This is a genomic window from Qipengyuania sp. L-5Y (assembly GCF_056859455.1).
Window position 1 is genome coordinate 255,883 of record NZ_JBSXOM010000028.1, and the last position, 24,818, is coordinate 280,700.

Consider the following 24,818-nt stretch of genomic DNA (forward strand, 5'->3'; position numbering starts at 1 on the left):
GGGGCCACAGCAGGTCGGCGCGGTGCCACCAGTCATGCCCCCGCCGCCGTGCATGTGCCGCGGCGCGGCGGGTCAGCCGCTCGGCCAGCTCGGCGAAGGTCACAGCCGCACCGGCCGGTACGGGCGCCACAGCGCCGCGATGGCTGCGGGCAGGGGCGCCGTGCCTCCGTCCCGCTCGCGATATTGATGCGCGGCAAAGCGCACGATTCCGTGGCGCAGCGCCTCGTCCAGCGTGCTCCACTCGGCCGCGCCGTGGCCGGTAAAGCGCGCACATATCTGCCACGCCGTATCGAGCAGGCGCAGCAGCAGCGCATCCTCGCCCGCAGCGCCGATCGCCAGCCACTGCTTGAGGTCGGCCAGAGGCTGGCCGGATAGGTCTGGTGTCATGAAAAAACACGTCCCGATTGTCAGGAAAGGGTGCCCGCGCCGCAGGGGACACGGCGCGGGCAAGGGCGATCACACGGCGATCTTCAGCAGCTTGATCGCATTGCTATCCAGCACCTGCCCGCCCACGCGCTTGGTGGCGTAGAAGTGGACGAAGGGCTTGTTGGTGAAGGGGTCGCGCAGCACCTGTGTCGCGCTGCGTTCGGCGATCAGATAGCCGTGGCGGAAATTGCCGAAGGCGATGGGGCAGGTGCCCGCCGCGATGTCGGGCATGTCCTCCGCCTCGACCACGGGATAGCCCAGCAGGCGGTCGGGCTGGCCGTCCACCATGCCCGGCTGCCACAGGAACGCGCCGTTCGCCGTCTTCAGCTTGCGCACTTCTGCCAGCGTGGCCGAATTCATCACGAAGCTCGCCCCCTGCCGGTGCCCGGCCTTCAGCGTGTGGACGAGGTCGATCAGCATCGCATCCGGCTCCGCGCCGAAGCCGCCCGCATCCCCGCTGGCGATATACTGCAGCGTGCCGAAGGGGCGATCCTCGTCGAATTCCTCCGCCATGGGCGCCGCCAGGAACCCGCGTGGCTGGTTCACGCCGCTGCCGTTGACGAAGGCGGCGCCTTCCGCCCGCGCGAATTCCTGCCCGATCTCGCTCGCCAGCCAGCTTTCGAGGTCGAAGCCCGCATCGTCCAGCATCGCCTGGCTCGCCGCCGGATTGGCATAGAGCTCGCCCGTCGGCGGCGCGATCTCGCTGAAATTGGGCGTGGCGGTTTCGGGCCGCCCGGCGCTCTCGCTCACCCAGCCGCTCGCGGTCCCGCCCAGCGTCACCAGCTTGCGATAATCCGCGCTGCCGGTCTGCACGACCTGCGCGATGGCGCGGATCGGGCTGATCTCGGTCAGCTGGCGGGCGATCGCCGCATCGATCTGGCGCGGCACGGCATAGCCGCCATCGCCCGGCACGCCCGCCGTGATCGACTTGATTTCCTGCGTCGCACCGCGGCGCAGATAGCCATCGACAAAGCCCTTCACTTCGGGTGCCGCTTCGTCGCCGGTGCCAAGGGCAGGGCGGGCCGCCCGCCCGATCCGCGCCTTCACCCGGTCGAGGTCGGATCGCAGATCTGCCACCGCGGCTTCGGTGCTCTCCTGCCGTGCAACGATGTCGAAACTCGCTTCGGCGGGGTCGAGGGGCGTGGCGGTAGGGGTGGGTTGGTCAGGCGTAGTTACGTCCATCAGATGTTCCTTTTCTCAGGGTGAATTCTTGGTGTTTCGAACCCGCATCCGGGTTCGTCCTCGCTGGACGTGCGACAAGCTGCACCCGCTGCGGCCGCACGTGCGGGTGGCCTTTGGCAGCGCACCAAAGGTGCACTTCCGTGCTTGCCGGACCTCCTCCGGCCCGGATCAATCGCGAGGTGGCAAAATGGAGAAAGTTCCGAGCCCCGGCGAGGCAAGGCCGACTGGCCGCCGCGGCTTATGCCGCGAAGCCAAGCGAGCCGGACGGCTCGCGCCCGGCGTTTGAGGGCGCAGATAAAAAATGCACGCGCGCCCCGTGTTGCAGCGGATGCGTCACCACGCTCACCTCGAACAGATCGATCTCGGCCAGTTCGCGGCCTTGCGGTGTGTGGCGATAGGCCCGCGCACGGTAGCCGAAGCTCAGGCCGCTCACCGCGCGCCGACGCAGCAGCACGGCAGCGCGCCCGTCCGGATTGTCAATGCTGGCGATGATCCGCAGCCCGCGCCCATCCTCGCCCGCCATCTCGACCCAGCCGATGCGGCGCTCGGGCCGGTGCTGCCAGTATAGGGGAAAGCGCCCTTCGCGTTCGGCCAGCGTGCGCGTGAAGGCCCCGGGCCGGATCGTGTCGCGCGCGCCGTCGGGCCGGTCGAACAGCGCCGCATAACCGGCAATGCGCAGAACCGGTGCCGCCCTGTCACCCCGGACCTGTTCCGGAATGTCACCCCGGACCTGTTCCGGGGTCACGACAGCATGTCCCCCACGCCCAGCCGCACGGCGATGCCGACCAGCAGCAGCGCCAGCACGCCCTTGACCAGCCAGTCCACGGCGGCCTTCCACGCGCTGGCCTTGGCATCGCGCCAGGCGCCCAGCAATTCGCGCAATTCGTCGATGTCCTCCTGCGCCGACGGATCGCCCAGGCCCAGCCGGTCGAGCACGCGGTTCGCGCCCAGTTCGCTCGCTTCCTCCACGATGGCGCGCAGCGTGATCAGCTCGCCCCCTTCATGGCCCGCCTGCGCGATCAGCCGCGCCAGCATGTCTTCCCGCGTCATCGGTCACTCTCCATTTTCGCCAGCCCCAACAGCTCGCGTTTTTCCAGATCGGTTAAAAAACTCGCCCCGCTGACCTGCGTCCACAGCCGCTCGCGATCCTCAGCCAGCGCGGGCACACGGTCCAGATCGACACTCGGCGCTTCGCCAAACCAGTCCGCCAGCCCGCTATGCAGACCGGCCAGGATCTTGCCCGTCAGCGGCAACAGGGTCAGCCGCCACAGCGCCCGGTTGGCCTCGCGGTAATTGGCATAGGTATTGTCGCCCGGCAGGCCGAGCAGCATGGGCGGCACTCCGAACGCCAGCGCAATGTCGCGCGCCGCCGCTGCCTTCAGCGTGGCGAAATCCATGTCGGCAGGGCTCAGGCTCATCGCCTTCCAGTCCAGCCCGCCTTCCAGCAGCATCGGTCGACCCGCATTGCCGTGGCCCTGATAGGCGGCGAGCAGCTCGGCCTTCAGCCGGTCGAACTGCTCGCCCGTCAGCCCGCCCGTATCGCCGCCGTCGTACACCAGCGCTCCGCTCGGCCGCGCCGCATTGGCCAGCAGCGCGCGGTTCCACTCGCTCGCCGCATTGTGGATCGCCACGGCGGGCGCGGCGGCGGCCAGGCATCCCGCGCCGTAATGATCGTCGGTGGGGTGAAAGCCCTTGAGATGGATGACACAGGGCCACCCGTCCTCATCCTCCAGCGGCAGGGTGATCGTGCGATCGGCCAGGATATAGCGATAGGCCGCCGGCCACCCGTCCTCGCCCGCCACCACCTGCACGCGCTCGGGCCGCAGGGGAAACAGGTCCACCGGCACGCCGCTGCCGTCCTTCACGATCTGGACATAGGCATTGCCATGCAGGCTCACTTGCGCCGCCAGCACCTCCAGCAGCGGCTGCGCCCCGCAGGAACAGCGGATCAGCGCCGCCAGCTGTTCGTCCGCGCAGGCGATCGGCGCGCTGCCGACCCCTTCCGCCACGATCCGCACGGCGCGCTGCGCCACAGGGTTGGCAAGATAGGCCTCGCCGACTTCGCGGGCATAATCGAAGGGGCCGCGTCCCGGCGGCCCGCCATCGAAAGCGGTCGCGCCCCAGTGCGACCAGGGCGAAACGAACCCGCGCGATACAGGCACGCGGGCGCCGCCCCCGCCCTTGAAGGCGGAGACGAGACTGGTGAGAAAGCTCATGGTAGTTCTCCGGATGCGGGGGCCGCGCAGCACGGGCGCAGCCCACAATTGTGCGGAATTGGTACGGTGACGGGTCCGCGATGGAGGGCGGCCCCGCAATGGGTCACAAGGTACGGCTATGGCGCACCGATCTCGATTCGATGGCACACACCAGCCCGGTCCGGGCCTGGCTTTCGTGCGCGCCGACAAATGCGGGGAAGACCGCGCCGCCGGCGCTCCGCGCGATGCAATCTACTATCTCCAGCTCGCCCGGCAGGCCCGCCGCCTCGCCGCCGAACATACCGATCCCGACGTCGCCCGCCGCCTGCGCGAAAGCGCGGTCCGCCACGAACACATGGCTCGCCAGCTCAAGCGCCAGGAAGACCGCACCAGGGACGAAAGCCGCCTCGGCGCCGGCCTCAAAGCCCTCCTGCGCACCCTCCGCGGCCGCGGGTAAGGGCGGGGCAACGCAGACGCGTCCCGGCTCCGTCACCCCGGACTAGTTCCGGCCACGTCACCCCGGACTTGTTCCGGCCTCGTCACCCCGGACTTGTTCCGGGGCGGTGCTTCTTTCACTAATCCACGATGCGAACGTTCGAACCGACGGTCTACATCCTTGCCAGCCATTACCGCGGGCGGCTCTATACCGGCGTAACGTCAGATCTCCTTTCGCGGGTTCACCAGCACCGCGCCGACACCTTCGGCGGTTACACGAGCGAGCGCGACATCAAACGCCTCGTTTGGTTCGAAGCGCATGACGATATCGAGAATGCCATCGCTCGCGAAAAGACGATCAAACGCTGGCCCCGCCAGTGGAAGTTCAACGTCATCGAACAGAACAACCCCGACTGGATCGATCTTGCGGAAGAACACGGTTTCCCGCCGCTGCCCCACAAATAAGCACCACCCCGGAACAGGTCCGGGGTGACGGAAGGAGGACCGATTTTGCAAACCAGTCACCCCGGACCTGTTCCGGGGCGGTGCTTTCCTAAAAGGCCGCAGAGCTATCCGGTAAACACCACCCACCCTAAATCCACCGCACCCGCGGCGCGGGGCGCTTCACCAGCATCAGTTCCGTCAGCGCCCATACCAGCGCATCGGCCCGGTCCGGCGAACGTCCCGGCCCTTCGTAACCGCCGCCCGCCACCAGTCCGCACATCTCGTCTTCCAGCGCGGCGAACAGGCCGGTGTGGCGCACGCGTCCCGCTTCATACAGCGCGGCGATCGGCTCGGCGCGCGCCGTCTTGCCGCGGCTGGCGTGGACCAGCTTGACCGGCAGTGCGATATCGGCCGCGCGCAGCACGCTGGCGACCATCTGTCCCCCCTGGTTGGCTTCGGCCACCACGCGGTCGGCCTGCCAGGCATGGGCCGCATCGGCTACGGCGCGGGCCCAGCGTTCGGGCGTCGCATTCGTCACGGAACAGTCCGCCCTGACATAGGCGGTGCCGTCCACGCCCAGCATCGCCACCACGATCCCGCAGGCATCGCCGGAAGAACTGGCCGGCGGGTCGACCGCCACGATGACGCGCCTGGCCTGCGGTACCGCGTCCCTGTGCCGGTATCGTTCGATCAGCGCGCGGCTCCACAGCGCGCCTTCGACTGCGGCGATCATTTCGCCCTCCAGTTCCTGCCGCCCGAAATTGCTCTGTTCGAACTGTTCGACCATCGCGGCGAGGTAATCGGCGGGCAGCACTTCCCGATTGTCCAGCGTGCCGCCGCGCGCCACGGCGACCTTGCCTGCCTTCGCATCCGCCATGATCCGGCGCATCAACGCGGTCTGGCGCGGGGTGGTGGTGGCGACCACGCGCGGGCCGTCCCCCAGCCGCATCGTCAGTTGCAGATTGTTCCAGGCAGACATGGCCCGCTCGCTTGAATTATCCCATTTGGCTATTTCATCGCACCAGGCATGGCTATGCTGCGGCCCGCGCAGCGTTTCCGGCTCCCCGGCGGAATAGAGCCAGGCGATCGCGCCGTTTTCCCACGTCAGCCGGCGCAGGCTCGGCTCGAACTCCGGGGCCAGCGCACCCGGCGATGCCGCCAGTACGCCGCTGTCGCCTTCCACCATGACATTGCGGATTTCCGCCAGATTTGCGCCCACCAGCGCGATGCGTGCCGAACCGTCGTGCCGGGCCACGTCGCGCACCCATTCGGCGCCCGCCCGCGTCTTGCCGAAACCGCGTCCGGCGCAGATCAGCCAGGTACGCCAGGCCTCGCTCGGCGGCAGTTGCGCATCGCGGGCCCAGCCTTCCCAGTAATAGCTGCCCAGCGCGGCCAGCTCGTGCGGCTTCAGCCGGCGCGCCAGCTCCTCGCGTTCGCCATCGGCCTCATCGCCCGGGCGCCGCAGCCACCCTCCGCGGGACAGGCTGCGCCGGTTAGCCATTGCTGCGGGCCTTTGCCGCTTCCCGGCGTGCCTTGCGCACCGCGGCATCGCCCGCCTTGCTGCGGGCGCGCATATCGTCGATCTTGGCATTGATCGATGCGATGGTGGCGACCTCGTCGGCCAGCGTGCGGCGGCCCTTTTCCCGTGCCACGCTCTCGCGGTGCGCAGTCAGGCAGCGCAGGGCAATGGCGGTGTCGAATTTGCGCGGCGGCGTGCCGTCGCCGGCGCTGTCCCCGCTGCGCAGGTGATGCAGCAGTTCCATTTCCAGATTGTCGTATCCTTCCGCCAGCGCGGCGTACCACTGGCGGGCAAAATCCGGGTCGGTGCGGCGCAGGCGATAGATGCGGTTCACGGGAAGACCCGCCACCGCCGCGGCGGCCGCCACATTCGATGTTTCCGCCAGTTCGTGCAGGAATTGCTCGATCCGCTGTGCATCGCGCGGGGCGATCGGGCGGGCCGTGCGCGCTTTTGCCTTCCGCCCATCGACCGGGTGGATCGCATCCCATGCCTCGCGGAATGCCTGGTTCTTGCGCCTCCTGTCATAGGGGGTGGACCCCGTCACACCGGCTTCGCGGGCCGCGGCGCGCACGCCATTGCCGTCCTTCAGCGCCTCGAGGAAACGGGCCGCCCACGCCGGGCCTTCCATACTGTCCATCGCCTTGCTCATCTGTCCCTCCATCTGCGGCGATAGCGGGCACGACAAAGGGCGGTGGCCCGGTTGGTTCAAAACCTGGCCCCGCCCGTTCGAATCACACTATCGCGATGTTCTGTATATGTACCCAAACAGCGTTACGATGTCAATCAAAAAGTACCAAATAGGTTCCTACGCAGATGATTGCCAACAGGGGGTGGCTCGCTTAGAGCTTGGCCTCCTCCATCGTGGAGGGGGCGGCTGCGCCGCTCGCAAGGACGGGATGGGGAAGCGATGCTGCGCGGGCTCTACAACTGGACGATGGACAAGGCCTCGCATCCGCATGCGGTGTGGTGGCTGGCGCTGTTCGCCTTTGTCGAATCCTCCTTCTTCCCGATCCCGCCCCATCCGCTGCTGGGCCTGATGTGCCTCGCCGAACCGAAAAAGGCGGTGAAGTTCGCGCTCGTCTGCACGCTGGCTTCGGTCGCAGGCGCGCTGCTCGGCTATGCGATCGGCTGGGGCCTTTACGACAGCGTGGGCGTCTGGCTCATCGGCGCTCTCGGCCTCACCGATGCCTTTCCCGTCGCGGCCTGCCATTTGCGCGAATATGATTTCGAAGCGATCCTGATCGCGGGCGCCACGCCCGTGCCGTTCAAGCTGCTGACCATAACCGCCGGCTTCGTCGGGATGAACCTCGTCACCTTCGTGCTCTCCAGCCTGTTCGCCCGCGCGCTGATCTTCATGACCGTCGGCATACTGTTCCGCGTGTTCGGCGCGCCGATCAAACGTATGATCGACAAGTATCTCGGCATAGTGACGACCGTCTTCGTGCTCCTGGTGGTCGGCGGCGTCCTCGTCCTCACCCAGCTCGGCGGCAGCAAGCAAGACGGCGGCGTCTGCGCCAGTGCGACCGAGGTGAAGCCGGCCCGCTAAGCCTGCCTTGACAGCTAAGTAACCCACAGGTTACATGTAACCCATGAGTTACAAGCGAATCGAGGAATTCCGCATGGCCGACGATTACGAAACCGCCGAAAATTTCGCGCAGACCCGCGCCATCATGGCCCCCTTCCTGGGGCTGCTGGTACTGCTGATGCAGCAGGGAATTTTCTTCTCGTGGGACTGGGGCAGCGATTCCCTGGTGCAGATTTTTGTCTGGCTCGCCTTCGCGCTGATCATGCTCGGCCTGCTGCTTACCGGCGGCGGCTGGTTCCTCCCGAAACGCGCCCGCACCCTCGCCAATGACGAGGTCACGCAGGCCAATCGCCAGCGCGGCATCACCGTCGGCTTCGTCGCCGCGATGATCACCGGCTTCCTGGTCTGGGCAGTGTCGCCCTTCGAACCACTCCACGCCCAGCGCGCGGCGAACATCATCGTCAGCATGGGGCTGGGCTGCGCCTTCGTCTCCTACGGCGTGGCGGAAATGGTGACCAATGCCGGAGACGCTTGAGAACCACGTGCGCCAGTTCCGGGAAGAGCGTGGCTGGACGCAGGCCCAGCTGGCGGAGGAAATGGGCGTCAGCCGCAAGACCGTGAACACGGTCGAGAACGGCATCTTCTCGCCGTCCGTGATTGTGGCACTTAAATTCGCCGCCGCCCTCGGCCAGCCGGTGGACCGCCTCTTCGAACTTGTGCCGGGGGCAGGGGACTAGCGCATGGCATGCGCGGCCAGCGCATCCCGGTCCGGAATGCGGATGGTGCCGTAACCGCGTTCGATCAACCGGCGATTCTGCAAATCGCGGAGCGCGGCGTTGGCAGTCGCGCGGGTCACGCCCAGAAGGTCCGCCAGTTCCTGCTGCGTGATCGTGACGCTGGCCGGCCCGGCCGCTTCGCCCGCCATCGTGGCGAGCATGCCCGCCAGCCGCTGCGGATTGGTCCCGCGGCGCAGCCCCGCCAGGATCGACAGCGTATCCTGCAATTGCTGCGACAGCGCGCCCAGCAAGGCCCGGCTCGACGCGGGATAATTCCCCAACGCATCGAGAAAGGGCCAAGCCCCGATCAGGCGCAACCGGCTCTCCCCGCGATACGGCGTCGACGATCCGCGGCTTGTCGGCGAACACCGCCAGCTCGCCATAGGAATCGCCCGGCCCCAGAAGCGCCACGGCGCGAAATTCCCCATCGGGCATGAACTGCCCCACGCGCACCGCGCCCTCGTCGATCAGCCAGAAGCCATCGGCGGCATCGCCGCGCTGCTGGATGATCTGCCCGTCGGCAAATTCGCGCAGACGCGATATGCGCACGAGATGCGCCTGCAACCCGCGGTCGAGCGCCGAAAACAGCATCGGCGTGACCAGCGACCGGCGAGTCGCATCCAAATGTAAAGATCTGGACATTCTTGCATCCGGGTAAACGCTAGAAGCGGATTCGACAAGAAAGCGAAAAAACTCGGGAGAGAGCCCATGTCCGCATCGACCCTTGCCATCTTGGCCATCTATCTCGGCTTCGCGCTGCTCGAACTGTGGCGCTCGAACCTGTTCGCAAAGCCCGAACAGACCCGCGACGACGGGATCGTCGAAGCGGTCAGCATCGTCGCGCTGCTCGGCCTGACCCAGCCGGCGATCCTCTTCGCTTCCGCCGCCCTCGCAAAGCTGGTTGCGCCGCAATATGCAGGGGCGCTGGCCGGGCTGAACGTCTTTGCCGCCATCGCGCTGTTCCTGATATTCGACGATCTGATGCAATACTGGTGGCACCGCGCAGCGCACACCTTCCCGTGGCTCTACAATCTGCACCGCCCGCACCACAACGCACGCTACATGAGCGTGCGGCTCGTCTACAGGAATAACCTCTTCTACTACGCGATGATGCCGGGCATCTGGCTGTCTGGTGTCCTGATCTATCTCGGTCTGGGCTGGGTCTATGCGGGCTATATCGTGGTCAAGCTTGCGGTGATCACCGGGGCCCATTCGGATCTTGCCTGGGACCGACCGCTTTATCGCATCGCGTGGCTGTCGCCCGTCATGTGGCTGGTCGAACGGACCATTTCCACGCCCGCCACGCACCATGCCCATCACGGCCGCCACGCCAGCGATCCCGCCGTCCACTACAAGGGCAATTACGGCAATCTGCTGTTCTTCTGGGATGTCCTGTTTGGCACCGCCCGGATTACGCGAACGTACCCCACCAGCTACGGGGTGGAGAATCTGCCGGCAACGTCGCTGGGCGAACAGCTGGCCTGGCCGATCTTCGGGCGGATCCCGCGCGAAGAAACGGCGCCCGAACCGGTCGCCGAAGCGACGGTCCGGAGCGCCGTGTAGGCATTCCTGCTAAGCGCGGGATCAGCCTTCGAAACTGGTTTCCAGCGTGATTTCCGTGTCGAGCATTTTCGAGATCGGGCAGGTCGCCTTGGCATCGGCGGCCAGTTCCTCGAACTTGGCCTTGTCGAGGCCCGGCACTTTGGCCTTGGTCGACAGGGCGGACTTGGTCACGGTGAAACCGCCATCGTCTTTCTCGAGCGATACCTTGGCGTGGGTTTCAATGGATCCGTCCGTATGTCCCGCTTCGGCCAGCTTGAAGCTCAGGGCCATGGTGAAGCAGCTGGCATGCGCCGCGGCGATCAGTTCTTCGGGATTGGTCCCGGCCTTGTCCTCGAACCGGGTCTGAAAGCCATAGGGTTGATTGTCGAGCGCGCCCGACTGAGTGCTGACGTGGCCTTTGCCGTCCTTGCCCAATCCCTCGTAACGCGCGCTGCCTGATTTTACGATTGCCATAAAAAAACTCCTTTCGGGATTGAGACGTCCCGAAAGGAGCAAATGTTCCTGTGATCATCGAAGGCGTCGATCAGTTGGGCCGAGTACGGCGCCGTTCGCCCCGCCTGTCCCGTCGCTGGTCGCGACGCGCATCCTGTCGGCGGTCGCGGCGAATTTCGCGCCGCGCATCCTGCCGCCGGTCGCGGCGAACGTCACGCCGGGCATCCTGGCGCCGGTCCCTGCGGGCATCGCGGCGCGCATCCTGACGACGATCCCTGCGGGCTTCGCGGCGGGCGTCTTCACGGCGGTCGCGGCGTACTTCGCGGCGTTGAGCCGCTCGGCGTTCCTGCCGCACCTCGCGGCGCCTTTCGGCGCGCTGGCGCTGGCGATAATCGCGGCGTCGTTCAGCGCGCTGATGCTGACGAGCATCGCGGCGACGTTCCGCCCGGCGTTCCCACCTGTTCCAGTTGGCGCGGATATTGCGCTGGTCGCGGATCGCGGCGCGACGGGCCTGCCAGTACTGACGCTGTCGGTCGTTCCAGCGGTGCGCACGGCGCTGGCGGTCGTAAACGTAATATCCGGTGCCGGGATAATAGAAGTTATCGTACCAGCCGTAATATCCGTCGTCGTAATAGGAGTCGCCGTAATATCCGGCGCTCGCCATGCCATATCCGCCGCCATAGCCGGTGCTGCACGCGCCCAGCAGAGTGGTTGTGGCGGCAAGGGCAAATGCTGTTCGTTTCGTAAGTCCCATCCCGGGTTCTCCTGTTCGTTGGAAGCAGGTCTAGGGATAGGCCATTGAACTCGCTCTGAATTATTGGTCAGCCACCGTTCATCTGCCGACCGAGCCGTCCAAAGGTGCTATTTACTGCGGTGGGGAAAGGTGAAGCGCGCTTCTTCGACCGGGCGACCGGACTGGTCGGCCGGCGTCGAATAGAGCGTCGCGTCGAGAGTATCTGCGCCAATCCCGACATGCAGGAACCCCCAGGTCGAGCCCCGTGAGAACAGATTGGTCATCTGCGGATTGGCCGCGATCTGCTTTTCCGCAAACGGGACATGCTGCTGCCGGTATTTCGATCCCGCGCCGGAAACGAACATCGGCACAGGCTCGGCGGGCGCGCCCGATATAGTCGAACAATCGTCGGTATAGGCTTCGATCAGATGGTCGTCTCCGGCGATATAGGCGTCGGCGTAACGGCAGATCGGATCGAGCATCAGCTTGCGCAGTGCGCGGGCCTTTTCATACTTGCTGCCTCCGCTAGACCACAGCGCGTGGTGGCCCATCACGATCTTCCACTTGGCAGTGGAGGATTGCAGCGCTGCAGTCAGCCACTCGATCATGCCGCGCTCACGCGCGTTCGACGCACGGACGTAATCGGGCCATTCCTCCAGCGGCGTGTTCCGGATCTCGTTACCTTCGGCATCCAGATCGTCCTTGTGGACCTGCGTACCGGCAAGCAGCATTTCGGTATCGACGACGAAGATTTCGAGCTTTCCTTCCATACCCTGCGGCACCGCACGGTAAAACAGGTCGGGCATGGTAAACGCTGGGTGGGCTTTCAGATATTCGAGCTGCGCCTCGGTCGCCTCGCGCGAGATGTGCCAATCGTGATTGCCCATCATGGCGTAAAGCGTGAAGCCCGCCTTGCCCTCACCGAAGGTGCCGAAGGGCTGATCCAGCATCTCACGGAAGCGGCGCTCGTCCGAGATCCCGTCCGCGCCCAGCGTCGCCCCGTCGGGATAGATATTATCGCCCATCAGCGCGCCGAAATCGCAATCTTCGCGCTTGCACACCTCCGCTGCAGCCATGGCGACCGGGTACATCCCGCTGGCAGGGACGAAGCCGCCGATGGCGGGTTCGAATTGCCAGGGAGTGGCGCGAAAACCGGACAGGTCGCGATTGTGCTCCAGCCAGTCGGCCGCTTCATTGCCCAGATACTCCCCCAGCGTGCGGAAACGCGGATCATCGTCGTCTGGCGTATCGTAAGCGGGAATGTACCCGGTATCGCCAAGCGCCACGAAGGAAATCTCGTGAGTCTTCGCCGGACCACCGCCTTGCGCGGCTGCGGCCTGAGGCACGAGCGCTAAGGCAGACAGTAGCAGAGCGGAGGTCAGGGCGGCGAGGGCAGAACGCATGAAGTCTCTCTTGGCGGCGGTCACGGGATCGCCGTTCGTTCGCGATCCCATGTTACGCCATCAAGACAGCCGTGCGACACGCTATCGCACGATCAGATGATCCCGACGTCCTTGCCCGCGGTTTCGAATATCGACAGGATTTCGCCGACCTCTTCCTCGCTATGCTCCGCGCAAAGCGAGCAGCGCAGCAGGGTCATATTGGCAGGCGTTGCCGGGGGGCGCGCCAGATTGACATAGAGGCCGCCCTTGATCAGCGCTTCCCACATGGCCGCGCCCTTTTCCAGATCGGGCATGATCACGGCGATGATGGCGCTCTGCGGTTCCTCGGTGCCAAGCTGGAAGCCGAGGTCCTTCAGCCCCTTGTGCAGCATCTTGGAATTTTCCCACAGATGCGCGCGCTTGTTCGATCCCTGCATAAGCTTGCGAATGGACGTGCAGGCTGTTGCCACCACGCTGGGCGGCAGGCTGGCAGTGAACACATAGGGGCGGCAGACCAGCCGCATGATTTCGAATTTGGGATGGTTGGAGACGCAGAAGCCGCCGACCGTACCCACGCTTTTGGAAAAGGTGCCGATAATGAAATCGACATCGTCGATCACGCCCGCCTGTTCCACCACGCCGCGACCGTTCTCGCCGATAAAGCCCATCGAATGCGCTTCGTCGACCAGCACCATGGCGCCGTATTTCTTGGCGACGGAGACCATTTCCTTCAGCGGAGCGATATCGCCCAGCATCGAATAGACGCCTTCCAGCACCACCAGCTTGCCGGCGCCTTCGGGAATGCGCTTCAGGCGCTTTTCCATCGCTTCGATATCATTGTGCTTGAACGGCACGACTTCGGCATTGCCCAGAGCGCAGCCGTCCCAGATGCTGGCATGGCTGTCGATGTCGAGGACGATGTAATCGCCTTTGCCGGCAATGGTCGAAATAATCCCGAGATTGGCCTGGTAGCCGGTCGAAAAGACCATGGCATGGTCCATGGCATAGAAGTCCATGAGCGCCTGCTCGACTTCCTTGTGGCCCTGATATGTGCCGTTCAGCACGCGGCTACCGGTGGTCCCAGCTCCGAAATCGGACAATGCCTGCCGGCCTGCCTCGACCACGTCCGGATCGAAGGTCATGCCCATGTAATTGTATGTGCCGAGCAGGATCGTGTCGCGCCCGTTGCAGATCGCACGGGTCGGCGACAGGACCTTCTCCATCACCAGATTGAACGGATCTTCCTGGCCGCTCGACAGCAATCCTTCGCGCAGGGCGATGATGTCATCGAATTTGGAGAACAGATCCTTGCCTTCTCCTTCGATGTCCTGCGGCTGGTCCGACTGGATGATGCCTTCGCTCATCAGTCGGCCTGCAGCTTGGTGACGGCATCGACCAACTGACCGTAATTCTCGATTTCGGCCTGCTGGTTCATCGAAATGATGATGTCGAATTCGTCTTCGATCTCGGCGACGAAGTCCATGACCGTAAGGCTATCGAATTCGAGGTCGTTGGCGAAGGTGGTGTCTTCGGTGATCGTCACACCCTTCTTGTTGAAGGGCTCGGCCAGTTCGCGGATCTTGGTGTCGACGGCGCTACGGTCCATTTCGGGGTCCAGTCCTGTATCGTGGTGTGGCTCGCATGATGCGGGCCTGTGTCAAACGCCCGGCAAAGCGGTTTGTTGGGCCGCTTGTCAAGCGCAGCTATTCGGGAAGCAGGGCGCGCACGGCGGCCATGAAGGGGCCGATCGACACCGGTTTGGCGAGATAATCGGCCGCGCCGGCATCGCGAATCCGTTCTTCGTCACCCTTGCCGGCATAGGCGGTAACGGCCAGCACCGGCACCTTCGCCAGGTCTCCTTCCCCCTTGAGTTCGGCGATCAGGTCGATGCCGCTGACATTGGGCAACTGGATGTCCATGATCACGAGATGCGGCTGGAAGCGCTTGGCCGTGCCCAGCACGTTCTGTCCGTCGGCCACGGGCACGACTTCGTATCCGTTTGCCTTCAGCACGTCACAGAACAGCTTACGATTGAGATCGTTGTCCTCGACAACGAGGATTCTCTTTGCCACTTGGCGGCTCCTTCGCGAATGCGCGAGGGCCTTATGCAAAAGCGGGAGCGCTGACAATTATTCGCGACGGATCGACAGGTAAAGGCGAGGAACGGGCCCCCGAAGTGCTCGCGCTCGAAGCGCTCGGCTGGGCTCTGGCAGATGACCGGCGCGCCGAACGGCTGCTGTCGCTGACCGGGCTTACGCCGGATCGGTTGCGGAACGGGCTGGGCGATCGCGGCGTTCAGGCAGCAGTGCTCGAATTCCTCGCCAATCACGAACCCGATCTCGTCCTCGCCGCCGATGCGCTCAACACCACGCCCGAAGCGCTCGTGGCGGCTGCCGGAAAGTTGTCTGCATGAATCGTCCGCTCATCATCTCCGATTGCGATGAAGTCCTGCTCTACATGGTCTCGCCCTTCCGCGACTGGCTGGCCGAAACGCAGGGCGTCGAATTCCGCATGGAAGGGAATGATTTTTCTCAAGCCCTGCGTTGGCAGGACAGTGGCGAGATCCTCGCCCCAGAAGAAATCTGGAAGAAGCTGGGTGGTTTTTTCGATACCGAAATGCACCGCCAGACGCCCATCCCCGGTGCTCTCGAGGGGATCGCATCATTGCGCGATCACGCCGACGTCGTGATCCTCACCAATCTCGTGGACAAGCGACAGGCCATGCGCACCGAGCAATTGCTCGGACACGGCCTCGACGCCCGCGTGTTCACCAATCAGGGGCCCAAGGGCCCGGCGTTGGAAGCGATCCTGAAGGAATATCAGCCGTCGAAGGCGATCTTTATTGACGATCTGGCGCAACATCATCGCTCGGCCCGGGAAACTCTGGCCGCGTCGGGCACACCCATTGCCACGTTGCATCTTTGCGGCGAACCGCTGCTCGCCCCTCATATCGACTGCGCGCATACCTCCGGTCATGCCGATGCGCGGATCGACAGCTGGGATGACGCGCTACCGTGGCTGATGAACGAAATCGAAAGGGAAACTGCATGACGATCGAAGCAAAACTCGCCGAACTTGGCATAGAACTGCCCGCGGCGGCGGCACCCGTGGCCAGCTATCAGCCGCTCGTCGTCAGCGGGAATACCGCGTATGTGTCGGGGCAGCTTCCGTTCGTCGATGGCAATCTCGTAACCGGCAAGCTCGGCGACGGTGTCAGCCTCGAGAAGGGGCAGGAAGCGGCACGAGCCTGCGGTATGATGATTCTTGCCCAGCTTAAGGCGGCAGGCCTGCTCGAACGTGTCGAACGCGTGGTCAAGCTTGGCGGCTTCGTCGCGAGTGTGCCATCCTTCTCGGACCAGCCAAAGGTAGTGAACGGTTGTAGCGACCTGATGGCCGAAGTCTTTGGCGATGCTGGCAAGCATGCCCGCAGCGCGGTCGGCGTTCCTGTCCTGCCGCTGGATGCAGCGGTCGAGGTCGATGCGATCGTTGCTCTCAAGGCTTGATCGCTTCTTCGCCCCGCCACCCGTCCCCGGGCGGGTCGGCTGGCTGAGCGAGTGGACCTATGCCCATCGCGGATTGCATGGGAATGGGGTTCCGGAAAACTCGCTCGCTGCATACGCAGGCGCGGTAGAGCGCGGCATGGGTATCGAATGCGATATCCAGCGCAGCCGCGACAATGCCGCTATGCTGGTACACGACTGGGAGCTGGACAGGCTGACCGGGGTAACCGGACCCACAGCTTCTTATTCGGCGGACGAGCTGGCGCAGATCGCCTTTCTCGACAGCGAACACAAGCTGGCACAGCTGGCCGACCTTCTTGCCCTGGTGGACGGCAAGGTTCCGCTCCTGATCGAAATCAAGTCGCGGCGCCGCTACGATGTCGAAGAGAGCTGCATTGCCGTTCGCGATGCGCTGAAGGACTACCGCGGCGCTCATGCGGTGATGAGCTTCGATCCGCGGGTATCGCGGTGGTTTCGCAGGAATTCGCCGCAAACCTTACACGGCCTTGTCATCAGAGAGGACGAGAAAGGGATGACCCAAAGGGCCTGGCAGCGCCATTTCGCGCTGTGGCTCGCGAGGCCCGATTTCGTCGGTTATCACGTTAAGGCCCTGCCAAATCCGATGATTTCCGGCCTTCGCAAAGCCGGAATGCCTATTCTCACCTGGACGGTCGACTCTACAGAACTGCTGGCACGCGCGCAGATACACGCCGATGCTCCAATCGCCGAAGGGCCAGGTGTACCATGAGCGATGGCGGCCTCGCCGCACGGGTCGGCGGGTCGGTCGGCGCCTTCGATCGTGACCAGTGGAATGCGCTGGCAGGAACGGACAACCCCTTCGTATCCTACGAATTCCTGACCGCGCTCGAAGATTCGGGAAGTGTCGGAGCGGGGACCGGCTGGCAGCCCGCGCCGCTCGTGATCAGCGAAGATGACGGCCCGCTGGTCGCGGCCATGCCTGCCTATCTCAAGGGCCATAGCCAGGGCGAATATGTTTTCGACCATAACTGGGCCGATGCGTACGAGCGGGCTGGCGGCAATTACTACCCGAAGCTTCAGATCGCAGCGCCGTTCACTCCTGCAACCGGTCCGCGGCTGTTGCTGTCGGACGATGCCTTTGCGGCTCCACTGCTGGCGGCTGCCGAGCAGTTATGCCTCCAGAACCGTTTTTCCGGCGCGCATGCGACTTTCATCGAACCTGCGCAGCAGCCCTTGTTCGAAGCTGCGGGATGGATGCTGCGCGCCGATATCCAGTTCCACTGGCACAATCACGGATTTGCCAGTTTCGACGAGTTTCTCGAAACCCTTGCCTCGCGCAAACGCAAGGATTTGCGCAAGGAACGCGCTGCGGCGCAGGCAGAAGTCGAAATCCGTCGGTTAAGCGGCGACAATATCCGACCCGAACACTGGGACGCTTTCTGGCAATTTTATCAGGATACCGGCGCACGCAAATGGGGAACACCCTATCTCACGCGCGATGCGTTCGACCTGTTCGGCCAGCGAATGGGCGAAAAGATAGTCTTGGTTCTGGCATTTCAGGATGAAGAGCCTGTCGCGGGCGCATTGAATTTCATCGGCGGGGACGCGCTCTACGGCCGCTATTGGGGCTGCACGCGCGACATTCGCTTCCTGCATTTCGAGCTGTGTTACTATCAGGCGATCGATGCGGCGATCGAACTCGGCCTGTCTCGGGTCGAAGCCGGTGCGCAGGGCGGGCACAAGCTGGCCCGCGGATATGAACCGGTTGAAACCGTCTCCGCACATTGGATCGCCGATCCCGGATTTCGCGAGGCTATCGAGGATTTTCTCGAACGCGAGCGCGCCGGCGTCGCGTCAGATCGCAATTACCTGGCTACGCGGACGCCCTTCAGGCAGGCGTGATCGTCAGGCGGCGTGGCGCTGTCCTTCGGCCAGCCACTCACGGGCCCGTCGCTGCGCTTCGGCGATTTCCCGCGCAGTCATTTCGTCCGCCACATCGGCCCGACACCAACTGGCTTCTTCATGCCCCTTCGAGGCAGCGATATTGAACCATTTATGCGCTTCGATCATGTCGCAGACCGTTCCATGGCTGCCGGTCGAAAAAGCTACGCCCAGATCGTATAACGCGTCGAGGCTGCCCTGTTCGTACCTGCCGAGGCAGGAAGCGATGAGTGCATCGGCCTGCTCGCTCTGGATGATCTTGCCGTAGCCACCTTCGATACCTGAAAGCTGCATGGTCATTCCCCCATAAAGGACCGGCACCCCCTGCCGGACGAGTCGGGAATGCCAAGATTATGGTCAAGAAAGGGTTAACGCGTAGCGCGATTTATCGCCGACCAAACGATTTCAGCGCCTTCCGGGACCATTGCGGGCAAATCAACGGCTCGTCGGATTGCCGCTTGTGCGCCTCGGGAGGCTTGCCTATAGGCGCGCCCATCGGGTCATCGGGGTGCCGGAAAAAATTCGGGTCCGCGGGACGGTGGTGACCGGCACGATCGAATTTGCAGGATGAGAGGGTCCTCAATGGCCTCTATGGCAAGCGACAATGAGAAACTGGCCAGAGCACGCGCTGCGGTCGGTGCTGATTACGTTCCCGACGACAGCGAAGAATATATGAACGAGCGGCAGCAGGAATACTTCCGCATGCTTCTGCTCGACTGGAAGAAATCGATCCACGACGCTGCCGGCCAGACGCTTCAGTCTCTTCAGGACGGGCCCATGCGCGAACCCGATCTCAACGACCGCGCGTCGTCCGAAACCGATTGGGGAATCGAACTGCGCACGCGCGATCGCCAGCGTAAACTGATCTCCAAGATCGACGCCGCTCTGCGCCGTATCGATCAGGGGGAATATGGCTGGTGCGAAGTTTCCGGGGATCCGATCGGGCTGAAACGCCTCATCGCCCGCCCGGTCGCCACAATGACAGTGGAAGCGCAGGAAGCGCACGAGCGAAAAGAGAAGATTTCGCGCGACGACTGACCGCCCGCTTTCCAAATTCTTAACGTCTGGGCCTTAGCGTCATTCGCCTGGCGGACCGGTTTCTGTCCGCTCTCGCGAAGACGAACACAAAGGGTACCAAGCACGCCATGTCCTCGCTCGATACACGCGATGTTGCGCGCGACAGCCTGTTTCTATTTGCGGAATTGACGCTGGAAGGCCAGCCGGACGCCGTGCGGGTGAAGGTGCGCAACCTTTCCGCCGGCGGGATGATGGCGGATGCAGGCGGGCTGAAGATGTCCCGCGGCGATCGCGTTTCAGTGGAGCTACGCGCGGTAGGGAGCGTGAAGGGCAGCGTTGCCTGGGTGCAGGGCGCGCGGATAGGGATCGCTTTCGACTGCACAATCGATCCGAAGGAAGTTCGCGGACCGACCGCCGCAGACGCGGCCCCCCGGCGCTATGCCCGCTCGGTGACTTCGGCTCCCCTTTACAGCAGCGACCACCCGGTTCGAAGTATCTGACAAATGGCTTGCTGACGCCGCGCACATGCGCTGCTAACCGTCAGCCATGCGCCTTTCCTTTCTCGCTTTTTTCTTCGTCCTGTTGACTGCGTGTGGCTCGGGAACTGACGATGGCGTGGTCGAAGTCGCCTTTATTGCAGACTCTGGCGAACTGGATGCCGACGGGGTCAGGCTCGACCCTGCCGGACAACATGTTCGCGCCGCGATTTCGATGGGCCTGGTCCGGATCGATCCCCGCGGCGAGGTGGTTCCCGGCGTGGCCGAACGCTGGATCGTCACCGATGACGGTGCCAGCTATATTTTCCGGATCAACGAATTCGACCTGCGCGATGGGACACCGCTGACCGCGCAGGCAGTGCGCAACGCGCTTCAGCAACGGTTGCGCCAATTGCGCGGCACATCCCTTGGCCTCGATCTGGCGAAGGTGCGGGATATTCGCGCAATGACCGGGCGGGTCGTCGAAATCCGTCTAACCAGTCCGATGCCCGACTTTCTGCGTCTGCTGGCTCAGCCTGAACTTGGGATCGACATCGGCGATCAGAGCGCCGCCCTCATGGCGCGCGGTGTGGGTGATGATGGAGTGATGCTGGCACCGCTGCCGCCGCAGTTGCGCGGCTTGCCTGAACAGCCGGGATGGGAAGATACGGTGGGCGAAGTGCGCATTCGTGCAGTCGATGCCGAACAGGCGACCGAAGGATTCTCTCAGGGCGATTTCGATGCCGTGCTCGGTGGGCGGCTGGCTAATCTCCCGCTGGCCAGCACGGGGCCGCTGTCGCGCGGCAATGTGCGTCTCGACGCGGCGATCGGCCTGTTCGGTCTCGATGTTCTGAAGCCCGCCGGTTTCCTCGGTGTCACGGCCAACCGCGAAGCGCTTGCGATGGCGCTGGACCGGCAGGGACTGATGCAGCCGTTCAATATCGGCGGCTGGTTCCCTTCGACCCGGATCGTTCCGGTCGAACTGTCCAGCTCGGGCGGCCTGCCGGTGGAACGCTGGGTCATCCAGTCGATCGAAGAACGCCGGAGCGAAGCCCGTCAGCGGATAGCTCAATGGCGGGCTGCCAGCGGGCAGGAGCCGAGGGTGCGCATCTATCTGCCACCGGGGCCAGGCTCGGACCTTCTGTTCGATGGTTTGGCAGAGGATTTCGCCGCTATCGGCGTGTCGACTACGCGCAGCGAGACCGTGGGCAATGCCGATCTGGCATTGCGCGACAGGGTGGCGCGCTATCCCTCTCCGCGCTGGTTCCTCAACCAGTTCAATTGCACGATCGACAAAACGCAATGCAGCGAAGACGCGGATTATCTCGTCTCCCTCGCGCTCGATGCGCGCGATCCTGCGGAAGAAGCATCCTATCTGCTGGAAGCGGAAAATACGCTTCTCGCGGCCAATCTTTACATTCCGATTGGCGCGCCGATCCGCTGGTCGATGGTTCGCGCCGGGTTGGAGGGGTTCAGCGAGAACCCGTGGAACGTGCATCCCTTGTTCCCGCTGTCCCGCGCTCCCATTTAGGGTTTGATGGACAATCAGGATCCGCCGCGCCCCATGGGGTTTGAATTGCCGATCGGCAGCGACCCCGTGTCGATCCGCAAACGGATCGAGGCGATGGAGCATCTCCTCGAACGCAGCCTGGTCATTCCCGGGACCAAGTTTCCCATCGGGCTCGATGCGATCATCGGTCTCGTGCCGATCATCGGCGATCTCGTGGCGGCTGCCATGGGCGCCTATATCGTGTGGGAAGCCAAGAACCTCGGTCTGCCGAAATGGAAACTGTGGCGCATGGCAGGCAACATAGCGATCGACGGCGCTATCGGTGCGGTACCTCTCGTCGGCGATGCCTTCGACGTGGTCTATCGATCGAACACGAAGAACCTGCGCATCGTGCGCAAGCATCTCGACAAGCATCACCCGCACACCATGGTGATCGACCAGTAGTTTCGCTGGCGGCGATTGCGCGCTAGGGCTGCGCGCATGGCATCCGACGTCACCTATTCCGGCTATCTCGATCTCGACCGCATCCTGTCGGCGCAGCACCCTGCGTCCGATGCGCATGACGAGATGCTGTTCATCATCGTCCACCAGGCGAGCGAGCTGTGGCTCAAGCTGTGCCTGCACGAACTGTTCGAAGCGCGGATGTGCATCCAGGAAGACCGGCTGCGTCCGTCGTTCAAGATGCTCGCCCGGGTGGCGCGCGCCCAGGGGCAACTGATCCAGAGCTGGGACGTGCTCAGCACCATGACCCCGCACGATTATTCCACCATCCGCCCGCATCTCGGCGGGTCGAGCGGGTTCCAGAGCGCGCAGTACCGTATGATGGAATTCCTGCTCGGCGGCCGCAATCCCGACATGGTCACCATGCACGAGGCGACGCCCGAGGTAGCGCGCGAACTGCGCGAGGAACTCGACCGCAAGTCGATCTACGCCGAAGTCATCGCGCTGCTGGCGCGGCGCGGGTTCGATATTCCCGACGAAATCCTCGCGCGCGATCACGGCAGCCCGTGGGAACATTCGCCCGCGGTCGAGGCCGCCTGGGCGCAGATCTACCGCGACCCGAAGGAATACTGGGACCTCTACGAACTGGCTGAAAAGCTGGTCGATCTGGAATATCATTTCCAGCGCTGGCGCTTCGGCCATCTCAAGACGGTGGAGCGGATCATCGGCTTCAAGAAGGGCACCGGCGGAACGCCCGGCGTGCCCTATCTCGCCAACGTGTTGAAAGCGGCCTTCTTCCCCGAACTCCTGAGCGTGCGGACTGCGATATGAGCAGCTGGAAAAGCACCCGCCGCATCTGGGACATCTCGCAGACCCTGCGCCCGGACCTGCCCGTCTGGCCGGGCGATACAAGGTTCGGGTTCGAGCGGACATGGCGGATGGACGAAGGCTCGCCCGTCAATGTCGGCCGGATGACGATGAGCACGCATTCGGGCACCCATGCCGATGCACCGCTGCATTATGCGCAAGGCGCGCTGGATGCCGCCAGCATGGAAATCGACCCCTATATCGGCACCTGCCTGGTGGTCGACGCGCGCGGCGTGAACGGCGCGATCGACATCGCCGACCTGCCGCATATCGACAGCGCCGATCGCGTGCTGTTCCGCACCTGGGACAGTTTCCCGCACGACGAATGGCGCAGCGACTGGCTGCCGATCGCAGCCGAGACGGTCGAATGGCTGGCGCTGCAGGGGGTCAAGCTGATCGGTACCGATGCGCCCAGCGTCGATCCGCAGGAGAGCAAAACGATGGATGCGCATCACGCGGTGCTGAAACATGACATGCGCATCCTCGAAGGGCTGGTGCTCGATGATGTGGACGAAGGGCGCTACGAACTTGTCGCTCTGCCGCTCAAGGTGGGCGGCGGCGATGCAGGCCTGTGCCGCGCGATCCTGAGGGAACTAGCATGATGCTGGAACGCGCCCGTTTCCTCGACGCCGGCGATCCGCTGCGCGAATTTCGCGACCGGTTCATGCTGCCGGATGGCGTCATCTATCTCGACGGCAACTCGCTCGGCTGCCTGCCGAAAGCGACGCCCGCACGGCTGGAAGAGGTCGTGCGCGAAGAATGGGGCCGCGACCTCATCCGCAGCTGGAACACCGCCGGCTGGATCGATCTGCCGGCGCGTGTGGGGGCGAAGATCGCACCGCTGATCGGCGCCCGCCCGCACCAGGTGATTGCCTGCGATTCCACCAGCGTGAACCTGTTCAAGCTGATCTCCGCCGCGCTGGCGATGCAGCCGGGGCGCAAGGTGGTGCTGAGTGAACCCGGCAATTTCCCCACCGATCTTTACATGATCGACGGGATGGAACGGCAGGGCCTGGCCGAGCGCCGCCTGGCGGAGCGCGGCCAACTGATCGAGGCGCTGGACGACAGCGTTGCCCTGCTGATGCTCACCCATACGCATTACAAGACGGGCGAAACGTTCGACATGGCCGAACTGACCCGCGCCGCGCATGATGCCGGCGCGCTGGTGGTGTGGGACCTGTCGCATTCGGGTGGCGCGCTGCCGGTCGATCTCGACGGGTGCGCGGCGGATTTCGCGGTCGGTTGCGGCTACAAATACTTCAACGGCGGCCCGGGCGCCCCGGCTTACGCCTTCGTGGCGGAAAAGCACCTGGAGGCGGCACGCCAGCCCCTGACCGGATGGATGGGGCACGCCGCGCCCTTCGCCTTCAGCGACGATTACGAGGCAGCGCCTGGCATCGAGAAACTGCTGTGCGGTACGCCCCCGATCCTCGGCCTGGCCGCGCTGGAGGTGGGGGTCGACCTCATCGCCGAAATCGGCATCGATCGCCTTTATGCCAAGTCGCAGGCGCTGTCCGAGTTCTTCCGCCAGTGCCTGTCCGAAGGGAACGTTGCGATCGATCTCGTCAGCCCGACCGATCCGGCACGGCGCGGCAGCCAGCTGTCCTTCCGCCAGCAGGATGCCTACGCCATTTGCCAGGCGCTGATTGCCCGCGGTGTCATCGGCGACTTCCGCGACCCCGACATCCTGCGCTTCGGTTTTGCGCCCGCCTATCTGCGGTTCGAGGACATGGCCGAAGCCGCGCGGCATCTGGCCGAGGTGCTGGGAACCGGCGAATGGCAGCGCGGCGAATTCCAGGAACGAGCGGCGGTCACCTGATCACGATTCGACCCGCACGCGTTGGACGCTCGCCATGGTCGCGTTTCGGACAGCCTCGATGCCGTATTCGGCGTGTATTTTTAGCTTGGCCAGGCTGTTGTGGCAGGCAAGGGACATACGCGACATCTCTTCGTCGAGCTGGTGCTGCGTAAGTCCGTCGACAAATCGTGCAGTTCCATGCGATTTCACGAGACAGGAAGTCCCATCGTTCAGCGCCACCAGTTCGTAACGTGAGTGCATGTCGACCAGACGACCTATGATCGGACGGGTTTCGGAAACATAGCCATAACGCTTGCCGGGTTCGGCCTCGGTTACGGCGAAGTCGAACTGATGTCCGGGCATCGCGGCGACATGCATCCTGTAGAAGCCACGGGCGCTGTCGATCGTCTCGACATGTTCGCCCAGGGCCCGATAGGTATGATCCTCGCTCGACCAATCCAGATGACTGTAAACCTTAAACGGCGACGCTTCGATCTGCATTTCCGTCGTGAAATCGACGGGCCCATCCGGTGCCATCTTCTTTTTGAACAGTCCCAGCATCCTGCTATGCTCCTCGCTGAGCGTTTCTTCTGGCAGGGATACGTTAGAAAATTACGAATGCTGGAGATGGAGCATCCGGTGCCTGAATGGCATGGGGTCCTTGGCAAACGGAGAGG

Annotated in this window: 34 protein-coding genes and 1 pseudogene; 18 read left to right on the forward strand and 17 right to left on the reverse strand. The window is 64.0% G+C overall.

Features of this window, described 5'->3' with window-relative positions; genetic code table 11:
* Positions 1-99: 99 nt before the first annotated feature.
* From AC13F2_RS08725 to AC13F2_RS08745, 5 genes are all read right to left on the reverse strand, one after another.
* Positions 100-387, reverse strand: a complete 288-nt coding sequence (locus AC13F2_RS08725; RefSeq protein WP_482965128.1) for a head-tail connector protein — start codon at positions 385-387, stop codon at positions 100-102.
* 69 nt (positions 388-456) lie between these two features.
* Complete coding sequence (locus AC13F2_RS08730; protein WP_482965129.1) at positions 457-1,608, reverse strand: phage major capsid protein; 1,152 nt, start codon at positions 1,606-1,608, stop codon at positions 457-459.
* A 238-nt stretch (positions 1,609-1,846) separates the two neighbouring features.
* On the reverse strand, positions 1,847-2,353 hold the full coding sequence (locus AC13F2_RS08735) for an HK97 family phage prohead protease (protein WP_375245418.1): 507 nt from the start codon (positions 2,351-2,353) through the stop codon (positions 1,847-1,849).
* Complete coding sequence (locus tag AC13F2_RS08740; protein ID WP_103022777.1) at positions 2,350-2,658, reverse strand: DUF6127 family protein; 309 nt, start codon at positions 2,656-2,658, stop codon at positions 2,350-2,352. The genes AC13F2_RS08735 and AC13F2_RS08740 overlap by 4 nt, the downstream gene beginning before the upstream one ends.
* Complete coding sequence (locus tag AC13F2_RS08745) at positions 2,655-3,824, reverse strand: phage portal protein (protein WP_482965130.1); 1,170 nt, start codon at positions 3,822-3,824, stop codon at positions 2,655-2,657. Before AC13F2_RS08745 ends, AC13F2_RS08740 begins: the two co-directional genes overlap by 4 nt.
* 118 nt (positions 3,825-3,942) lie before the next feature.
* On the opposite strand from AC13F2_RS08745, the gene AC13F2_RS08750 reads away from it, so the two are divergent.
* Together AC13F2_RS08750 and AC13F2_RS08755 are read left to right on the forward strand one after the other, a co-directional pair.
* Positions 3,943-4,260, forward strand: coding sequence for a hypothetical protein (locus AC13F2_RS08750; protein WP_397489633.1), 318 nt, complete (start codon positions 3,943-3,945; stop codon positions 4,258-4,260).
* A gap of 128 nt (positions 4,261-4,388) precedes the next feature.
* Positions 4,389-4,703, forward strand: a complete 315-nt coding sequence (locus tag AC13F2_RS08755) for a GIY-YIG nuclease family protein (protein ID WP_482965131.1) — start codon at positions 4,389-4,391, stop codon at positions 4,701-4,703.
* A gap of 127 nt (positions 4,704-4,830) precedes the next feature.
* Here the strand turns inward: AC13F2_RS08755 and AC13F2_RS08760 are convergent, their stop codons facing one another.
* Positions 4,831-6,183, reverse strand: coding sequence for a DNA-packaging protein (locus tag AC13F2_RS08760; RefSeq protein ID WP_482965132.1), 1,353 nt, complete (start codon positions 6,181-6,183; stop codon positions 4,831-4,833).
* The gene (locus tag AC13F2_RS08765; RefSeq protein WP_482965133.1) at positions 6,176-6,850 is read right to left on the reverse strand and encodes a hypothetical protein; all 675 of its coding nucleotides are present in this window, start codon (positions 6,848-6,850) and stop codon (positions 6,176-6,178) included. Before AC13F2_RS08765 ends, AC13F2_RS08760 begins: the two co-directional genes overlap by 8 nt.
* A gap of 258 nt (positions 6,851-7,108) precedes the next feature.
* Between AC13F2_RS08765 and AC13F2_RS08770 the strand changes: the two genes are divergently transcribed.
* The 3 genes from AC13F2_RS08770 to AC13F2_RS08780 all read left to right on the forward strand — a co-directional run bounded on the left by AC13F2_RS08770 (position 7,109) and on the right by AC13F2_RS08780 (position 8,463).
* Entirely contained in the window at positions 7,109-7,747 is a 639-nt protein-coding gene (locus tag AC13F2_RS08770; RefSeq protein WP_482965134.1) for a YqaA family protein, read from the forward strand.
* A 73-nt stretch (positions 7,748-7,820) separates the two neighbouring features.
* Entirely contained in the window at positions 7,821-8,261 is a 441-nt protein-coding gene (locus tag AC13F2_RS08775) for a hypothetical protein (protein WP_482965135.1), read from the forward strand.
* 7 nt (positions 8,262-8,268) lie between these two features.
* On the forward strand, positions 8,269-8,463 hold the full coding sequence (locus AC13F2_RS08780) for a helix-turn-helix transcriptional regulator (RefSeq protein WP_482965136.1): 195 nt from the start codon (positions 8,269-8,271) through the stop codon (positions 8,461-8,463).
* Here the strand turns inward: AC13F2_RS08780 and AC13F2_RS08785 are convergent.
* Entirely contained in the window at positions 8,460-8,885 is a 426-nt protein-coding gene (locus AC13F2_RS08785; protein ID WP_482965137.1) for a Crp/Fnr family transcriptional regulator, read from the reverse strand. The genes AC13F2_RS08780 and AC13F2_RS08785 overlap by 4 nt on opposite strands.
* Before the next feature lie 4 nt (positions 8,886-8,889).
* A pseudogene (locus AC13F2_RS08790) lies at positions 8,890-9,144 on the reverse strand (cyclic nucleotide-binding domain-containing protein); the annotation flags it as partial.
* Positions 9,145-9,210: 66 nt separating this feature from the next.
* On the opposite strand from AC13F2_RS08790, the gene AC13F2_RS08795 reads away from it, so the two are divergent.
* Positions 9,211-10,065, forward strand: coding sequence for a sterol desaturase family protein (locus AC13F2_RS08795; protein WP_482965138.1), 855 nt, complete (start codon positions 9,211-9,213; stop codon positions 10,063-10,065).
* 21 nt (positions 10,066-10,086) lie between these two features.
* On the opposite strand, the gene AC13F2_RS08800 is transcribed toward AC13F2_RS08795, so the two are convergent.
* The 6 genes from AC13F2_RS08800 to AC13F2_RS08825 form a co-directional block, all read right to left on the reverse strand.
* Positions 10,087-10,518 (reverse strand): OsmC family protein, encoded by a 432-nt coding sequence (locus AC13F2_RS08800; RefSeq protein WP_482965139.1) that lies wholly within the window; start codon positions 10,516-10,518, stop codon positions 10,087-10,089.
* Positions 10,519-10,588: 70 nt separating this feature from the next.
* Complete coding sequence (locus AC13F2_RS08805; protein ID WP_482965140.1) at positions 10,589-11,251, reverse strand: hypothetical protein; 663 nt, start codon at positions 11,249-11,251, stop codon at positions 10,589-10,591.
* A gap of 107 nt (positions 11,252-11,358) precedes the next feature.
* The gene (locus tag AC13F2_RS08810) at positions 11,359-12,633 is read right to left on the reverse strand and encodes a metallophosphoesterase (protein WP_482965141.1); all 1,275 of its coding nucleotides are present in this window, start codon (positions 12,631-12,633) and stop codon (positions 11,359-11,361) included.
* Between the two features lie 92 nt (positions 12,634-12,725).
* Complete coding sequence (gene spt / locus AC13F2_RS08815) at positions 12,726-13,976, reverse strand: serine palmitoyltransferase (RefSeq protein WP_103022789.1); 1,251 nt, start codon at positions 13,974-13,976, stop codon at positions 12,726-12,728.
* Complete coding sequence (locus AC13F2_RS08820) at positions 13,976-14,218, reverse strand: acyl carrier protein (protein WP_196847394.1); 243 nt, start codon at positions 14,216-14,218, stop codon at positions 13,976-13,978. The genes spt and AC13F2_RS08820 overlap by 1 nt, the downstream gene beginning before the upstream one ends.
* A gap of 97 nt (positions 14,219-14,315) precedes the next feature.
* Positions 14,316-14,684 (reverse strand): response regulator, encoded by a 369-nt coding sequence (locus AC13F2_RS08825; RefSeq protein WP_103022791.1) that lies wholly within the window; start codon positions 14,682-14,684, stop codon positions 14,316-14,318.
* A 56-nt stretch (positions 14,685-14,740) separates the two neighbouring features.
* On the opposite strand from AC13F2_RS08825, the gene AC13F2_RS08830 reads away from it, so the two are divergent.
* Genes AC13F2_RS08830 through AC13F2_RS08850 form a run of 5 tightly spaced genes read left to right on the forward strand, consistent with a single transcriptional unit; the run spans position 14,741 to position 17,993 of the window.
* The gene (locus AC13F2_RS08830; protein WP_103023060.1) at positions 14,741-15,025 is read left to right on the forward strand and encodes a DUF3572 family protein; all 285 of its coding nucleotides are present in this window, start codon (positions 14,741-14,743) and stop codon (positions 15,023-15,025) included.
* Positions 15,022-15,663 carry an HAD family hydrolase gene (locus AC13F2_RS08835; protein ID WP_103022792.1) on the forward strand — a complete coding sequence of 214 codons (642 nt, stop codon included), beginning with the start codon at positions 15,022-15,024 and terminating at the stop codon, positions 15,661-15,663. Before AC13F2_RS08830 ends, AC13F2_RS08835 begins: the two co-directional genes overlap by 4 nt.
* Positions 15,660-16,115 (forward strand): RidA family protein, encoded by a 456-nt coding sequence (locus tag AC13F2_RS08840; RefSeq protein WP_103022793.1) that lies wholly within the window; start codon positions 15,660-15,662, stop codon positions 16,113-16,115. Before AC13F2_RS08835 ends, AC13F2_RS08840 begins: the two co-directional genes overlap by 4 nt.
* Entirely contained in the window at positions 16,090-16,860 is a 771-nt protein-coding gene (locus AC13F2_RS08845; RefSeq protein WP_482965142.1) for a glycerophosphodiester phosphodiesterase family protein, read from the forward strand. Before AC13F2_RS08840 ends, AC13F2_RS08845 begins: the two co-directional genes overlap by 26 nt.
* Positions 16,857-17,993 (forward strand): GNAT family N-acetyltransferase, encoded by a 1,137-nt coding sequence (locus tag AC13F2_RS08850; protein WP_482965143.1) that lies wholly within the window; start codon positions 16,857-16,859, stop codon positions 17,991-17,993. Before AC13F2_RS08845 ends, AC13F2_RS08850 begins: the two co-directional genes overlap by 4 nt.
* 3 nt (positions 17,994-17,996) lie before the next feature.
* Here the strand turns inward: AC13F2_RS08850 and AC13F2_RS08855 are convergent, their stop codons facing one another.
* Positions 17,997-18,326, reverse strand: coding sequence for an SEL1-like repeat protein (locus AC13F2_RS08855; RefSeq protein ID WP_221597436.1), 330 nt, complete (start codon positions 18,324-18,326; stop codon positions 17,997-17,999).
* Between the two features lie 288 nt (positions 18,327-18,614).
* Between AC13F2_RS08855 and dksA the strand changes: the two genes are divergently transcribed.
* The 7 genes from dksA (at position 18,615) to kynU (ending at position 24,162) form a co-directional block, all read left to right on the forward strand.
* Entirely contained in the window at positions 18,615-19,070 is a 456-nt protein-coding gene (dksA, locus tag AC13F2_RS08860) for an RNA polymerase-binding protein DksA (RefSeq protein ID WP_103022796.1), read from the forward strand.
* A 107-nt stretch (positions 19,071-19,177) separates the two neighbouring features.
* Positions 19,178-19,549: a PilZ domain-containing protein gene (locus AC13F2_RS08865; protein ID WP_482965144.1), complete on the forward strand. Its 372-nt coding sequence runs from the start codon at positions 19,178-19,180 to the stop codon at positions 19,547-19,549.
* Between the two features lie 46 nt (positions 19,550-19,595).
* Positions 19,596-21,056, forward strand: a complete 1,461-nt coding sequence (locus AC13F2_RS08870) for an ABC transporter substrate-binding protein (RefSeq protein ID WP_482965145.1) — start codon at positions 19,596-19,598, stop codon at positions 21,054-21,056.
* A 6-nt stretch (positions 21,057-21,062) separates the two neighbouring features.
* Complete coding sequence (locus AC13F2_RS08875; RefSeq protein WP_196847401.1) at positions 21,063-21,479, forward strand: DUF4112 domain-containing protein; 417 nt, start codon at positions 21,063-21,065, stop codon at positions 21,477-21,479.
* A 36-nt stretch (positions 21,480-21,515) separates the two neighbouring features.
* Complete coding sequence (locus AC13F2_RS08880; RefSeq protein ID WP_103022800.1) at positions 21,516-22,307, forward strand: tryptophan 2,3-dioxygenase; 792 nt, start codon at positions 21,516-21,518, stop codon at positions 22,305-22,307.
* On the forward strand, positions 22,304-22,945 hold the full coding sequence (kynB, locus tag AC13F2_RS08885; protein WP_103022801.1) for an arylformamidase: 642 nt from the start codon (positions 22,304-22,306) through the stop codon (positions 22,943-22,945). The genes AC13F2_RS08880 and kynB overlap by 4 nt, the downstream gene beginning before the upstream one ends.
* The gene (gene kynU / locus AC13F2_RS08890) at positions 22,945-24,162 is read left to right on the forward strand and encodes a kynureninase (RefSeq protein WP_272020548.1); all 1,218 of its coding nucleotides are present in this window, start codon (positions 22,945-22,947) and stop codon (positions 24,160-24,162) included. Before kynB ends, kynU begins: the two co-directional genes overlap by 1 nt.
* Here kynU and AC13F2_RS08895 read toward each other — a convergent pair whose 3' ends face one another.
* Positions 24,163-24,702, reverse strand: a complete 540-nt coding sequence (locus AC13F2_RS08895) for an SRPBCC family protein (protein ID WP_272020546.1) — start codon at positions 24,700-24,702, stop codon at positions 24,163-24,165.
* Positions 24,703-24,818 lie beyond the last annotated feature (116 nt).

Excerpts from the sequence above, each read along its gene's own strand:
- AC13F2_RS08725 (WP_482965128.1), bottom strand. The coding sequence starts at position 387 with ATGACACCAGACCTATCCGGCCAGCCTCTGGCCGACCTCAAGCAGTGG.
- AC13F2_RS08730 (WP_482965129.1), bottom strand. The coding sequence starts at position 1,608 with ATGGACGTAACTACGCCTGACCAACCCACCCCTACCGCCACGCCCCTC.
- AC13F2_RS08740 (WP_103022777.1), bottom strand. The coding sequence starts at position 2,658 with ATGACGCGGGAAGACATGCTGGCGCGGCTGATCGCGCAGGCGGGCCAT.
- AC13F2_RS08745 (WP_482965130.1), bottom strand. The coding sequence starts at position 3,824 with ATGAGCTTTCTCACCAGTCTCGTCTCCGCCTTCAAGGGCGGGGGCGGC.
- AC13F2_RS08750 (WP_397489633.1), top strand. The coding sequence starts at position 3,943 with ATGGCGCACCGATCTCGATTCGATGGCACACACCAGCCCGGTCCGGGC.
- AC13F2_RS08755 (WP_482965131.1), top strand. The coding sequence starts at position 4,389 with ATGCGAACGTTCGAACCGACGGTCTACATCCTTGCCAGCCATTACCGC.
- AC13F2_RS08760 (WP_482965132.1), bottom strand. The coding sequence starts at position 6,183 with ATGGCTAACCGGCGCAGCCTGTCCCGCGGAGGGTGGCTGCGGCGCCCG.
- AC13F2_RS08765 (WP_482965133.1), bottom strand. The coding sequence starts at position 6,850 with ATGAGCAAGGCGATGGACAGTATGGAAGGCCCGGCGTGGGCGGCCCGT.
- AC13F2_RS08770 (WP_482965134.1), top strand. The coding sequence starts at position 7,109 with ATGCTGCGCGGGCTCTACAACTGGACGATGGACAAGGCCTCGCATCCG.
- AC13F2_RS08775 (WP_482965135.1), top strand. The coding sequence starts at position 7,821 with ATGGCCGACGATTACGAAACCGCCGAAAATTTCGCGCAGACCCGCGCC.
- AC13F2_RS08785 (WP_482965137.1), bottom strand. The coding sequence starts at position 8,885 with ATGGCGAGCTGGCGGTGTTCGCCGACAAGCCGCGGATCGTCGACGCCG.
- AC13F2_RS08795 (WP_482965138.1), top strand. The coding sequence starts at position 9,211 with ATGTCCGCATCGACCCTTGCCATCTTGGCCATCTATCTCGGCTTCGCG.
- AC13F2_RS08800 (WP_482965139.1), bottom strand. The coding sequence starts at position 10,518 with ATGGCAATCGTAAAATCAGGCAGCGCGCGTTACGAGGGATTGGGCAAG.
- AC13F2_RS08805 (WP_482965140.1), bottom strand. The coding sequence starts at position 11,251 with ATGGGACTTACGAAACGAACAGCATTTGCCCTTGCCGCCACAACCACT.
- AC13F2_RS08810 (WP_482965141.1), bottom strand. The coding sequence starts at position 12,633 with ATGCGTTCTGCCCTCGCCGCCCTGACCTCCGCTCTGCTACTGTCTGCC.
- spt (WP_103022789.1), bottom strand. The coding sequence starts at position 13,976 with ATGAGCGAAGGCATCATCCAGTCGGACCAGCCGCAGGACATCGAAGGA.
- AC13F2_RS08820 (WP_196847394.1), bottom strand. The coding sequence starts at position 14,218 with ATGGACCGTAGCGCCGTCGACACCAAGATCCGCGAACTGGCCGAGCCC.
- AC13F2_RS08835 (WP_103022792.1), top strand. The coding sequence starts at position 15,022 with ATGAATCGTCCGCTCATCATCTCCGATTGCGATGAAGTCCTGCTCTAC.
- AC13F2_RS08840 (WP_103022793.1), top strand. The coding sequence starts at position 15,660 with ATGACGATCGAAGCAAAACTCGCCGAACTTGGCATAGAACTGCCCGCG.
- AC13F2_RS08845 (WP_482965142.1), top strand. The coding sequence starts at position 16,090 with ATGCGATCGTTGCTCTCAAGGCTTGATCGCTTCTTCGCCCCGCCACCC.
- AC13F2_RS08850 (WP_482965143.1), top strand. The coding sequence starts at position 16,857 with ATGAGCGATGGCGGCCTCGCCGCACGGGTCGGCGGGTCGGTCGGCGCC.
- AC13F2_RS08855 (WP_221597436.1), bottom strand. The coding sequence starts at position 18,326 with ATGCAGCTTTCAGGTATCGAAGGTGGCTACGGCAAGATCATCCAGAGC.
- dksA (WP_103022796.1), top strand. The coding sequence starts at position 18,615 with ATGGCCTCTATGGCAAGCGACAATGAGAAACTGGCCAGAGCACGCGCT.
- AC13F2_RS08865 (WP_482965144.1), top strand. The coding sequence starts at position 19,178 with ATGTCCTCGCTCGATACACGCGATGTTGCGCGCGACAGCCTGTTTCTA.
- AC13F2_RS08870 (WP_482965145.1), top strand. The coding sequence starts at position 19,596 with ATGCGCCTTTCCTTTCTCGCTTTTTTCTTCGTCCTGTTGACTGCGTGT.
- AC13F2_RS08875 (WP_196847401.1), top strand. The coding sequence starts at position 21,063 with ATGGACAATCAGGATCCGCCGCGCCCCATGGGGTTTGAATTGCCGATC.
- AC13F2_RS08880 (WP_103022800.1), top strand. The coding sequence starts at position 21,516 with ATGGCATCCGACGTCACCTATTCCGGCTATCTCGATCTCGACCGCATC.
- kynB (WP_103022801.1), top strand. The coding sequence starts at position 22,304 with ATGAGCAGCTGGAAAAGCACCCGCCGCATCTGGGACATCTCGCAGACC.
- kynU (WP_272020548.1), top strand. The coding sequence starts at position 22,945 with ATGCTGGAACGCGCCCGTTTCCTCGACGCCGGCGATCCGCTGCGCGAA.
- AC13F2_RS08895 (WP_272020546.1), bottom strand. The coding sequence starts at position 24,702 with ATGCTGGGACTGTTCAAAAAGAAGATGGCACCGGATGGGCCCGTCGAT.